General features: G+C 75.2%; 11 protein-coding genes. 3 read left to right on the top strand and 8 right to left on the bottom strand.

Going from position 1 to position 12309, the window contains the following annotated elements; translation table 11 throughout:
- Positions 1-153 precede the first annotated feature (153 nt).
- From truB to rimP, 6 genes are all read right to left on the bottom strand, one after another.
- Positions 154-1125, bottom strand: coding sequence for a tRNA pseudouridine(55) synthase TruB (truB, locus tag NP075_RS07745; protein WP_227565065.1), 972 nt, complete (start codon positions 1123-1125; stop codon positions 154-156).
- A 101-nt stretch (positions 1126-1226) separates the two neighbouring features.
- Entirely contained in the window at positions 1227-1661 is a 435-nt protein-coding gene (gene rbfA / locus NP075_RS07740) for a 30S ribosome-binding factor RbfA (RefSeq protein ID WP_227565066.1), read from the bottom strand.
- A gap of 116 nt (positions 1662-1777) precedes the next feature.
- Entirely contained in the window at positions 1778-4720 is a 2943-nt protein-coding gene (gene infB / locus NP075_RS07735; protein ID WP_227565067.1) for a translation initiation factor IF-2, read from the bottom strand.
- Between the two features lie 85 nt (positions 4721-4805).
- Positions 4806-5105, bottom strand: a complete 300-nt coding sequence (locus NP075_RS07730; protein WP_308054146.1) for a YlxR family protein — start codon at positions 5103-5105, stop codon at positions 4806-4808.
- Positions 5106-5260: 155 nt separating this feature from the next.
- Positions 5261-6319, bottom strand: coding sequence for a transcription termination factor NusA (nusA, locus tag NP075_RS07725; protein WP_227565069.1), 1059 nt, complete (start codon positions 6317-6319; stop codon positions 5261-5263).
- Between the two features lies 1 nt (position 6320).
- Positions 6321-6887, bottom strand: coding sequence for a ribosome maturation factor RimP (rimP, locus tag NP075_RS07720; RefSeq protein ID WP_227565070.1), 567 nt, complete (start codon positions 6885-6887; stop codon positions 6321-6323).
- 140 nt (positions 6888-7027) lie between these two features.
- Here rimP and NP075_RS07715 point away from each other — a divergent pair, with 140 nt between their 5' ends.
- The gene (locus NP075_RS07715; protein WP_227565071.1) at positions 7028-8071 is read left to right on the top strand and encodes a DUF4439 domain-containing protein; all 1044 of its coding nucleotides are present in this window, start codon (positions 7028-7030) and stop codon (positions 8069-8071) included.
- A 21-nt stretch (positions 8072-8092) separates the two neighbouring features.
- Here the strand turns inward: NP075_RS07715 and NP075_RS07710 are convergent, their stop codons facing one another.
- Positions 8093-9886: a proline--tRNA ligase gene (locus NP075_RS07710; protein WP_227565072.1), complete on the bottom strand. Its 1794-nt coding sequence runs from the start codon at positions 9884-9886 to the stop codon at positions 8093-8095.
- A gap of 106 nt (positions 9887-9992) precedes the next feature.
- Between NP075_RS07710 and NP075_RS07705 the strand changes: the two genes are divergently transcribed.
- A complete protein-coding gene (locus tag NP075_RS07705) occupies positions 9993-10883 on the top strand; it encodes an Fpg/Nei family DNA glycosylase (protein WP_227565073.1) in 891 nt (296 codons plus the stop codon).
- Positions 10884-10927: 44 nt separating this feature from the next.
- Positions 10928-11326, top strand: a complete 399-nt coding sequence (locus tag NP075_RS07700; RefSeq protein WP_227565074.1) for a hypothetical protein — start codon at positions 10928-10930, stop codon at positions 11324-11326.
- 33 nt (positions 11327-11359) lie between these two features.
- Here the strand turns inward: NP075_RS07700 and NP075_RS07695 are convergent, their stop codons facing one another.
- Positions 11360-12259 (bottom strand): GNAT family N-acetyltransferase, encoded by a 900-nt coding sequence (locus NP075_RS07695; protein ID WP_227565075.1) that lies wholly within the window; start codon positions 12257-12259, stop codon positions 11360-11362.
- Positions 12260-12309: the final 50 nt, after the last annotated feature.

The raw sequence follows: 12309 nt of genomic DNA, 5'->3' as shown, positions 1-12309 counted from the left end.
GTCGTCTCCCCGGGTGGCTAGGAGCGCTCCCACACCTCGGCGTGCTGGGCGCCCGTCCTGCTGGCGACAGGTTACGGTCGAAGCGGACGAACCGGAAGGGGTGACCTGGGGACGACGGGCCGATCGAAACGCTTCGGGCCGCCGTGACCAGGCTCAGGACGCCGGCGCGAACACCACGGCCGGCCGCAGCCGCGGACCGCGGCGCTCGACGACGGCGACCAGGACCTCCCCCGGGCCGACCGCCGCGACCGGACCGGCGGGCTCGTCGGCCGCCTCGACGCCCTGCCCGTACGACAGCGCCCGGGCCTCCGCCTCGTCGAGCTCCCGCACGGGCAGCACGGCCCGCGCCGCGGCAGCGGGCGACAGCACCGTGATCGCCTCGTCCTCGGGCGTCGCGCCGAGCTCCTCGAGCGTCCGCGCCTGGCGCAGGTCGAACCCGCCCACGCGGGTGCGGCGCAGCGCCGTCAGGTGCCCGCCGACGCCCAGCGCGGCACCGAGGTCCCGGGCCAGCGCGCGCACGTAGGTCCCCGACGAGCACGTCACCTCGACGTCGACGTCGAGCACCGCCATGCCGTCGGCCTGCACGGGCCGCACGTCGAGCACCTCGAACCGGGCCACGCGCACGGGGCGCGCGGCGAGCGCGACGTCCTCCCCCGCCCGCACCCGCGCGTAGGCGCGCTGCCCGTCGACCTTGATCGCCGAGACCGCGCTGGGCGCCTGCAGGATGTCGCCCGTGAGGGCCGCGACCTGCGCGTCGAGGTCGGCGCGCACGACGCCCGCCGCGTCGACCTGCCGCAGCACCTCGCCCTCGGCGTCGTCGGTCGTCGTGTCGACCCCCAGGCGCACCGTCGCCCGGTAGTCCTTGTCGGCGCCGGTCACGTACGTCAGCAGCCGCGTCGCGCGTCCGACGCCCAGCACCAGCACACCGGTCGCCATGGGGTCGAGCGTGCCGGCGTGGCCGACCTTGCGGGTCGCGGCCAGCCGGCGCACGCGCGCCACGACGTCGTGGCTCGTCCACCCGGCGGGCTTGTCGACCACCAGGACGCCGTCGGCGGCCGTCGGACGACGCGTCGGGGCCGGGCGGGCACCGGCGTCATGAGGGGAGGACGGCGGTGTGGGGGGCACCGCCCCAGGTTATCCGGCGCCGGTGCGCACCCTGCACGAACGCCGCGACGGTGGGCTGCCGGAGCAGCCCACCGTCGCGGCGTGCGAGGTGCAGCGGCGGATCAGTCCTCGACGTCGTCGTCCGCCCGGCGGTACGGGTCGGGCTCGCCGGCGTACCGCGCGCTCGCCGCCAGGCGCGCGACCTCGGCGTCGCGGCGAGCCGCCTCCGAGAGCGCCTCCTCGAGGTGCGCCGCCGTCTCCGGCACCGCGTCGAGGTGGAACGCGAGGGTGGGCGTCAGCCGGATGCCGGTCTGCTTGCCCACCTCGGAGCGGATGAGGCCCTTGGCGCTCTCGAGCGCCTTCGCGGACCCGTCGCGCGCCTCCTCGTCGCCGAGGACGGTGTAGTAGACGTCGGCGTGCTGCAGGTCACCCGTGACGCGCACGTCGGTGACCGTCACGAAGCCGAGGCGCGGGTCCTTGACCCGGGTGTCGATCATCTGCGCGACGACCTGCTGGACGCGTTCGGCCAGCTTGCGTGCACGACCTGAGTCGGCCATGTCTGTTGCCTTCCTTCTGCCCGCCCCGCCCGCGGGCGTGGGGCCTGACGACTGACGGGGGCGGTCTGAAGACCCGTCCGGGGGTGAGCGTGACGCTCACCCCCGGACGTCGGTCCTCAGGACCGCGGCTTCTCCCGCATCTCGAACGTCTCGATGACGTCCTCGAGCTGCAGGTCGTTGTACGACCCGAGGCCGATACCGCACTCGTAGCCCTCGCGGACCTCGGTCGCGTCGTCCTTGAACCGCTTGAGCGACTCGATCGTGAGGTTGTCCGCCACGAGCTTGCCCTTGCGCAGGACGCGGGCCTTGGAGTTCCGTCGGATCTCGCCCGACCGGACGATCGACCCGGCGATGTTGCCGAACTTGGAGGAGCGGAAGATCTCGCGCACCTCGGCGGAACCGAGCTGCACCTCCTCGTACTCCGGCTTGAGCATGCCCTTGAGGGCCGCCTCGACGTCGTCGATCGCCTGGTAGATCACCGAGTAGAAGCGCACGTCGACGCCCTCGCGGTCCGCCAGATCCTCGACGCGCGGCGCGAACTTCACGTTGAAGCCGATGATGATCGCGTTGTCCACGGTGGCGAGGTTGACGTCGTTCTGCGTGATGGCACCCACCCCACGGTGGATGACGCGCAGCTCGACCGCATCGCCCACGTCGATCTTGAGCAGCGCGTCCTCGAGTGCCTCGACGGCACCGGACACGTCGCCCTTGAGGACGAGGTTGAGCGTCTCGACCTTGCCGAGCTGCAGGGCCTGCGTGAAGTCCTCGAGGCTGATGCGCTTGCGGCGCTTGGCCAGGAGGGCGGCACGCTCGGCGGCCTCGCGCTTCTCGGCGATCTGACGCGCGGTGCGCTCGTCGGGCGCCACGAGGAACGTGTCGCCGGCGCGAGGCACCGAGGACAGACCGAGCACCTGCACCGGACGGGCCGGGCCGGCCTCGTCCACCGTGTCGCCGTGCTCGTCGAGCATGGCGCGCACACGGCCGTGGGCCGTGCCCGCGACGATCGCGTCGCCGACGTGCAGCGTGCCGGACTCGACCAGCACGGTCGCGACGGCGCCGCGGCCCTTGTCGAGGTTGGCCTCGATCGCGACACCGCGCGCGTCCTTGTCGGGGTTGGCGCGCAGGTCGAGAGCCGCGTCCGCGGTGAGCAGGACGGCCTCGAGCAGCTGGTCGATGCCCAGCCGCTGCTTGGCGGAGACCTCGACGAACATCGTGTCGCCGCCGTACTCCTCGGCCACGAGGTTGTACTCGGTGAGCTGCTGGCGGATCTTGTCGGGGTTGGCCCCCTCCTTGTCCACCTTGTTCACCGCCACGACGATCGGCACGTTGGCCGACTGCGCGTGGTTGAGCGCCTCGATCGTCTGGGGCATCACGCCGTCGTCGGCCGCGACCACGAGGATCGCGATGTCCGTGACCTGCGCACCACGGGCACGCATGGCGGTGAACGCCTCGTGACCCGGGGTGTCGATGAACGTGATGGCCCGCTCGACACCCTCGTGCTCGGTGCGCACCTGGTACGCACCGATGTGCTGGGTGATGCCGCCGGCCTCGCCCGCGACGACGTCCGTGGACCGGATGGCGTCGAGGAGCTTGGTCTTGCCGTGGTCGACGTGACCCATGACGGTGACGACCGGGGGCCGCGCCTCCAGGTCCTCGTCGCCCTCGGCCTCGAGCTCGGCCTCCAGGTCGATGTCGAAGGCCCCGAGCAGCTCGCGGTCCTCCTCCTCGGCCGACACCATCTCGATGACGTAGCCCAGCTCGGACGCGAGCGTGCCGAACGTGTCCTCGTCGAGCGACTGCGTGGCCGTGGCCATCTCACCGAGGTGGAACAGCACGGTGACGAGCGACGCGGGGTTGGCGTCGATCTTGTCGGCGAAGTCGTTCAGCGACGAGCCGTGACGCAGGCGCACCACGGTCTTGCCGTTGCCGCGCGGGACGGACACGCCGCCCAGCGACGGCGCCTGCATCTGCTCGAACTCCTGGCGCTTCGCACGCTTCGACTTGCGCCCGCGGACGGGACGCCCGCCGGCACGGCCGAACGCACCCTGCGTGGAGCCGCGACCGGCACCACCGGGACGACCGCCGCCGCCACCGGGACGACCGGCGAAGCCGCCGCCACCGGCGCCGGGACCGCTGCCGCCACCGGGACGGCCTGCGCCGCCACCGAAGCCGCCACGACCGGCGCCGCCACCGCGGCCGGGCGCGGCCGGGCGCTCGCCCGGACGACCGACGCCGCTCTGGGTGCGACCGGGCATCATGCCCGGGTTGGGACGCGGACCGCCCGGACGCGGACCACCGGGGCGCGGACCGCCCGGACGGTCGCCGGCAGCAGCCGCGGGCGCACCCTCGGCGGGCGCCGGACGACGGTCACCGGGACGGGGCATGCCCTGCGAGGGCGCGAACGGGTTGTTGCCCGGACGCGGGCCACCGGGACGCGGGCCGCCGGGGCGCTCGCCCTGACGGGGCATCCCCTGCGCGGGAGCGAACGGGTTGTTGCCCGGACGCGCAGCCGGACGCGAGGCGCCCGGACGGGCACCGCCGGCCTGGCCGCCGGCCTGGGCCGGACGCGGCGCGCCCGGACGTGCGCCCTGCGCGGCCGGGGCCGGACGTGCGGCGGGAGCCGGTGCCGGCGCCCGCGGGGCGGGTGCCTGGGGAGCCGGTGCCTGCGGGGCCGGAGCCTGCGGTGCCGGAGCCTGCGCGGCCGGAGCCTGCGCGGCCGGCGCCTGCGCGGCGGGAGCCGGTGCGGCCGGGGCCTGCGGCGCCTCCGCGACGGGCGCGGGTGCGGCCGGAGCCGGTGCCGCGGGACGTGCGGGAGCCGGAGCGGGCGTGCCGTCCGACGACGCGGGCGCCTTCGGCGCTGCGGGGCGTGCCGACGAGGCGGAGCGTCCGTTGCCGGACCCGCCTGCCGGGTAGGTGTCGCGCAGCTTGCGCACGACGGGCGGCTCGATCGTCGAGGACGCCGACCGGACGAACTCACCGAGCTCGTTCAGCTTGGTCATGATGGTCTTGCTGTCGACCCCGAGCTCCTTGGCGAGCTCGTAGACGCGGACCTTAGCCACATCTCTCCTGTCCTGGTCCGCCCTGGACAGGGTCGGACCGTCGTTAGTGCGGGGTACTCATCGCTGGGTACTCATCGGTGCGTGCTCATCGGGGGGCCATCGGCTTCCAACCCGCTTCCCTGTCGACGGTCGGCACCGGAGTGGAATCCGGCACCGTGGTGCTGTGCTGTGGCTGGACCTCCTGCGCGGCGTGCCGCGTGACGGCACGGGCCACGGTGTCGGTGCCCAAGGGCCCCGCGTACCGCAGCGCCCGTCCGAGCGCCCGCCGCTTGACGGCGAGCTCGAGGCAACGCTGGTCGGGGTGCAGCCACGCACCCCGGCCCGGCATCCGGCGGTGCTCGTCGACGACGAGCACGGGATCACCCGTGCCGGCGTCGAGCACCACCCTCAGCAGAGCCTGCCGGGAGCCGGTCGCACGGCACCCCACACACGTGCGGACGGGACCCGGTTCGGGCACGGGAGGCACGGGATCGGGGTTCCGCCTGCTCGGCGAAGGGAGCCGGGCATCCGGCCCAGCCCTGCCGAGTCTAGCGCGCCTGGTCACCGGACGTGACCGGACGCCCCCGCACCGGGCTCGTCCGCAGCACGGTCGGGCGACGAGGTGGGGGTTCCGGACGCCTGCTCCGCGTCCGACCGGATGTCGATCCGCCAGCTGGTGAGCTTCGCGGCCAGACGGGCGTTCTGCCCCTCCTTGCCGATGGCGAGCGACAGCTGGTAGTCCGGCACGACGACCCGTGCGGCGCGCGCGACCGGGTCGACGATGGTGACGTCGAGCACACGCGCCGGCGACAGGGCGTGCGCGATCATCTCCGCCGGGTCGTCGGAGTGGTCGACGATGTCGATCTTCTCGCCGTGCAGCTCGGCCATGACGGCACGCACGCGCCCGCCCATCGGCCCGATGCACGCGCCCTTGGCGTTGACGCCCGGCACGTTGGCCCGCACGGCCATCTTGGTGCGGTGCCCGGCCTCGCGGGCCATCGCCATGATCTCCACGGTCCCGTCCGCGATCTCCGGCACCTCGAGCGCGAACAGCTTGCGCACGAGGTTCGGGTGCGTGCGCGACAGCGTGATCTGCGGCCCGCGCGGACCTCGCGCGACGTCGAGCACGTACGACCGCAGCCGCTCCCCGTGGACGTACTTCTCGCCCGGGACCTGCTCGTGCGCCGGCAGCACGGCCTCCGTGCCGCCGACGTCGACGAGCACCGTGCGCGGGTCGCGACCCTGCTGGATCACGCCGCCGAGCACCTCGCCCGCCTTGCTGCGGAAGGTGCCGAGCACCTGGTCGTCCTCGGCGTCGCGCAGCCGCTGCACGATGACCTGCCGCGCGGTGGCCGTCGCGATGCGCCCGAAGCCGGCCGGGGTGTCGTCGTACTCCGGCGGCTCGGCGGCGCCCGGCTCCGCGTCCTCCGGTGCGGGGTCGCGCGCCCACACGGTCACGTGTCCGCTGCGCCGGTCCAGCTCCACGCGCGCACGCGCCTGCGCACCGGGCGTCCGGTGGTAGGCCGAGAGCAGCGCCTGCTCGATGGCCTCGACGAGCACGTCGAGGCTGATCTCCCGCTCGCGCTCGATGAGTCGCAGCGCCTGCATGTCGATGTCCACGTCAGCCCTCCCCTGCGCCGTCCCGAGGGCCGGCGCCTTCGTCGGCCTCGTCGTCGCGCACGGCGGCGAGGTCCACCTGCACACGTGCGTCCCGCACGTCGTCCCACGCCAACGTCACGGGCGCGCCCTGCACCGGCCTGCGGCCCTTGCCCGGCGCCGTGACCGGCACGACGACGAGGTCGGGCGTGTCGCCGTCGGCGACCTGCTCGAGCCTGCCGCTGAGCGTGCGACCGTCGACCAGGCGCACGACCACGGTGCGCCCGCGGGCCCGGCGCCAGTGGCGCGCGAGCGTCAGCGGACGCTCGGCGCCAGGGCTGCCGACCTCGAGGGTGTACGCACCGGGCAGCACGTCGGCCGCGTCCAGCGCGTCCGACACGGCACGCGTGACGTCGCCGACCCGATCGAGGTCCAGGGTTCCCGGGTCGTCGTCCACCAGGTCCACGACGACGCGCACGACCGTGCTGCGTCCGCTGCCGGTGACGTCGAGCCCGTCGAGGAGCAGGCCGGCACCCGTCACGGCGGCCTCGACGACCTCCCGCACCCGTGGTGCGGTAGCTGGCGCGACCATGACCTGGCCTCCTGTCGGCTCTCCTGCACGATGGGGCGCAGGCGGCGACCCTGTGACGTTGTCCCACCAGCGTAACGACTCCGGGCGCCGCTCCCCGACGTGCGCGGCCCGCACGGACCGGCATGGCAGGATCGCGGCCGATGCCCCGACACCGCACCGCACCGCAGCCGCAGGGTCCGCCGACGCACCGCCGCCCGCGGGTGCCCCGCGTCGCCGCGCTGCTCACCGCTGCCGTCCTCGCGCTGGCCGGGTGCGGCCTGCGCCTCGAGACCCCGGCGCCCGTCGAGCCGTCGCCCGACGCGACCGAGCAGGTCCGCGCCCGCACGGTGGACGACGCGCTCGACCTGGCGACGGCCGCGACCGGCCTCTCGGGGTCCGCGACCGACCCGGCGGTGCGTGCCGCGCTCGACGAGGTCGCGGCGTTCTCGACCCGCCACGCCGAGGAGCTCGGCGGCGTGTACGACTCGGGGCTGCCCGACCCGACGCCCACCGCGTCGCCGACCCCGACGGCTCCCGCCGTGACGGACGTCACCGCGCTGCTCGGTCGTCTCGTGGACGATGCGGAGCAGGCGGCGGCCGACGCCGACTCCGTCCCGGACCCCGCCCTGGCGCGCCTCGTCGCCTCCGTGGCGGCCGCACGTGACGGTCTGGCGGACCGCGTGGCCACCGTCGGTGGCCTCCCCCGCCCCGAGCCGACCGCCGACGCGGCGACGGCAGCGGCCGTGACGGACGGCACCACCCCCGCACCGGACGCACCCGCCCCGGACGGGGCGGCCGAGCTCGCGCTCGCGCACGACGAGGCCGCGTGGACGTTCACCGTCCTCGCCGCCCGCGCCGCCGACGACCGGCGTGCGGCCATGCTGCAGGCGTCCGCCGGTCACCGGACGGCCTCGGACGACTGGGCCCGCGCGGCAGGGGTCGTCGGTCAGCCGACCGACCCGCGCCGCTCCGCGTACGCGCTGCCCGCCGCCGTCGACGACCCGGCCGTCGTCGAGGCGCTGCCCCGGACCCTGGAGCAGGCGGTCGCCGACGCGAGCTCCCACGTGGTCGCCGGGGCCCCCGCGGGTCGGCGCGCGCAGGGCGTCGCCTCGTTGCGCACGGCTGCGGCCGCGGCGCGGGGCTGGGGCGCCGCCCCCGTCCCGTTCCCGGGCATGCCGGAGCTGGCGACCGCGCCCGTCGACTGACGCGGCCGCCCTCCGCCGACGTCAGCCGGCGAGCGCCTCGTCGACGAGCTCGGCGACGCGGTCCGCGGCCGTCGCCACGGGGACCTGCTCGGCCGTGCCGCCGATGCGGGGCCTGACCTCCACGACGCCGTCGGCGAGCCCGCGGCCCACGACCACGACCAGCGGCACTCCCAGCAGCTCGGCGTCCGCGAACTTCACACCCGGGGAGACCTTGGGCCGGTCGTCGTAGAGCACCTCCACACCCCGCGCGGACAGCGTCGTGGCCAGCGCCTCCGCGGCCTCGAACACCGCCGCGTCCTTGCCGGTGGCGACCACGTGGACCTGCGCCGGGGCGACGTTCGCCGGCCAGGCCAGGCCGCGGTCGTCGTGGTTGGCCTCGGCGAGGGCCGCCAGGACGCGCGTCACGCCGATGCCGTACGACCCCATCGTGACGACCCGGGCCTTGCCGTTCTGGTCCAGGACGCTCAGCCCGAGCGCCTGGGCGTACTTGCGGCCGAGCTGGAAGATGTGACCGATCTCGATGCCGCGCGCGAGCTCGAGCGGGCCCGAGCCGTCGGGCGCGGGGTCACCGGCGCGCACCTCGGCGGCCTCGACGGTGCCGTCCGCCGTGAAGTCGCGCCCGGCGACCAGGTCGAAGACGTGCCGCCCGGGCTCGTTCGCGCCCGTGATCCAGCGGGTGCCGGGCACCACGCGGGGGTCGAGCAGGTAGCGCACCGCGGTGCGCTCCTCGCCGTCGGCGACGGGCACGTTGGGGCCGAGCGCCAGCGGGCCGATGTACCCGCGGACGAGCTCGGGGTGGGCCGCGAAGTCGGCGTCCCCGGCGGTCTCGACCTCCGCGGGTGCGACTGCTGCCTCGAGACGCTTGAGGTCGACGTCGCGGTCCCCGGGCAGGCCGACGACGACGAGCTCACGCTCACCCGTCGGCTGCACGAGCGCCAGGACGACGTTCTTCAGCGTGTCCGCCGCGGTCCACGGACGGTCACCGCGGGGCATCCGCTCGTTGGCCAGCGCGACGAGCGAGTCGATCGTGGGCGTGTCGGGCGTGTCCTCGACGTGCGCGGCCGGTGCGTCGGCCCAGTCCAGGGGCTCGGGCACGACGGTGGTCACGGCCTCGACGTTCGCGGCGTAGCCCCCGGGCGAGCGCACGAACGTGTCCTCGCCGATGGCCGTCGGCGTGAGGAACTCCTCGGACCGCGAGCCACCCATCGCCCCCGAGGTGGCGGCGACGATCACGTACTCCAGGCCGAGCCGCTCGAAGATGCGCCGGTACGCGCCGCGCTGCGCCTCGTACGACGCGGCGAGGCCCTCGTCGTCCAGGTCGAACGAGTAGGCGTCCTTCATGACGAACTCGCGGCCGCGGATCAGGCCGGCGCGCGGCCGGGCCTCGTCGCGGTACTTGGTCTGGATCTGGTAGAGCGCGAGCGGCAGGTCCTTGTACGAGGAGTACAGGTCCTTCACCAGGAGCGTGAACATCTCCTCGTGCGTGGGCGCCAGCAGGTAGTCGCCGCCCTTGCGGTCCTTGAGGCGGAAGATGTTGGGCCCGTACTCCGCCCACCGGCCCGTCGCCTCGTACGGCTCCTTGGGCAGGAGTGCCGGGAAGTGCACCTCCTGCGCGCCGATCGCGGCCATCTCCTCGCGGACGACCTGCTCGACCTTCGCGAGGACGCGCAGGCCCAGCGGCAGCCAGGTGTAGACACCGGGGGCGGCTCGGCGGATGTACCCCGCGCGCACGAGCAGCCGGTGGCTGGCGACCTCGGCGTCGGCGGGGTCCTCGCGCAGGGTGCGGACGAACAGCGTGGACATGCGCAGGAGCATGGCGACGAGCCTAGTGCGCCCGCCGCGCCGCACGGACCAGGGACGCCTCGCCGACGACCGGTCCCGTGCACCTGCCGCCGGGGCGCCGGGATGCGAGGATGCCCAGATGCCGGAGCTGCCGGAGGTGGAGGCGCTCGCGCAGCACCTGCGCGAGCGGACCGTGGGTCGTGCCGTGACGCGCGTCGAGGTCGCCGCGATCAGCGCGCTGAAGACCTTCCGGCCAGCACCGACGGAGCTGCGCGGGGCCACCGTGACGGGGGTGGCCCGCCACGGCAAGTGGCTGGACCTGGCGGTCGACTCCCCCACCGCCGGCACGCTGCACCTCGTGTGGCACCTCGCGCGCGCCGGCTGGCTGCGGTGGTACGACGCGCTGCCCGAGCGGCCCGCGCGGCCGGGGAGGTCGCCGATCGCGTTGCGCGTGGGGTTCGACGACGGCACCGGCTTCGACCTGACGGAGGCCGGCACGCGCAAGCGCCTGGCGGTGCACGTCGTGCCGGACCCGGCGGACGTGCCGCAGATCGCGTCGCTCGGCGTCGAGCCGCTGTCCGAGGAGTTCACTCCCGAGCGGCTGGGCGAGCTGCTGGCAGCACGCAACCAGCAGGTCAAGGGCCTCCTGCGGGACCAGGGCACGATCGCCGGCATCGGGAACGCGTACTCCGACGAGATCCTGCTGGTGGCGCGCACCAGCCCGTTCGCCCCGACGCGCTCGTACGACGCGGCGCGGACCGCGGCGCTGCACGAGGCGATCCGCGCGGTCCTGACCGAGGCCGTCGCGACCGCGTCCGGGCGTCCGGCGGCCGAGCTCAAGGACGCCAAGCGCCGCGGCATGCGCGTGCACGGCCGCACGGGGGAACCGTGCCCGGGCTGGGACGGCACGCCCTGCGGCGACACCGTCCACGAGGTCTCGTTCGCCGACTCCTCGCTGCAGTACTGCCCGACGTGCCAGACGGGGGGCCGGCCGCTCGCGGACCGCCGGATGTCGCGGCTCCTGCGCTGAGCCGAACGCGCCCGCGCCGAGGTGACCGTCGCTACCCTGGCGCCGTGACCGCAACGCCGAGGCTCGTCCGCGACCGCGCCCTGCCCGCCCGCTTCGCCGTCGTCGGCGGCGCGGTGAACGCGTGCTCGGTCGGCGGCTTCGCCCTGCTGGCCGCGGGCCAGGGCATCGCCGCCTGGACCCTCATGACGGCCGGCGTCCTCGCGATGGTCGGGGTGCGCCTGAGCTGGCGGTCCCGGGTGGACGGCAGCCCGCTGGGGACGTCGCTGGGCGCCGCCGTCATGATGGCGACCCTGATCGCCCTCGTCGTCGCCGGTGCCCTCGTCGTGCGCGTCGTCACTCTCGACGCACCCTGGCTCGCGACGCTCGTCGCCGTGCTGGTGGGTGCGGCGACCGGTGCGCTGCTGCGCTGGTGGCAGCTGCGCCCCGTGCTCAGCCCCGTCTGACCCGCGCGTCCGTCGGCCGCGCAGGACCGTGCGTCAGAACAGCACCGTCGCGTAGGCCCCGACCTCGCGGAAGCCGACGGCCGCGTAGGCCCGCACGGCGCGCGTGTTGTACCCGTTGACGTACAGGGACACGACGGGCGCGATGTGCGCGCGGGTCGCCTTCACGACGGCCGCCATGCCGCCCTCGGAGAGCCGCTCGCCGCGCCGCTCCGGGTCCACCCACACGCCCTGGACCTGCGCCACGCCGCCGGCGACCGCCGGCACCTCGGCCTTGAAGACGACGCGCGGTCGGCGGCCGCCGTCGCCGTCGACGATCACGAAGGACCGCCCGTCCTCCACGAGGCGTCGGACCCGCACCTCGTACGGCCCCGCCGGACCGCTGGCCGGCGAGTACCCGACCTCCTCGGTGAACATGCGGATGCAGGCGGGCAGCACGGTGTCGTACTCGTCGGGCCGGGAGCGACGCACCCGCAGGTCCGGCGCCACCCGGGGGTCGGTGTCCAGCACCATCGAGGGCTGGTGCGCGCGGACCTCACGCTCGGCCGGCCACGTGCGCCGCAGCCGCGACCACAGGCCGAGCACCGCGTCGGCCGGGCCGACGAGCGACGAGCAGCGACGCCCGCGGTTCCGGCCCAGGTCGGCGAACGCCGTCAGCGCGCGGGACGTCACGTCCGCGTCGGCCGTCCCCCCCACGGGGACGAGGTTGGCGCCGACCCAGCAGACCGCCAGCAGGACGTCGTCCTCGGCGTAGCCCCACAGCTCCCCACCCGCGCGGCGCAGGCCCACCTCGGCCGCGTGCTCGAGCCGGCTCGCGGCGAGCACGGACCCCACGGGGTCGGTCGCGCACACGGCGAGCGCGGCCGGGACGTCGGCGTCCCCCAGCACGACCGCCCCGGTGCGCCCCGACAGCGTCGATGCCCGCGGTGCCACCATGCCCTGATTGTGCCCCACGTCACAGGACGCTGTCGCTCGGATCGAGCCGG

The sequence above is a fragment of the Cellulomonas wangsupingiae genome (assembly GCF_024508275.1).
GTDB lineage: Bacteria > Actinomycetota > Actinomycetes > Actinomycetales > Cellulomonadaceae > Cellulomonas > Cellulomonas wangsupingiae.
This window is presented reverse-complemented; position numbering and strand designations above follow the sequence as displayed.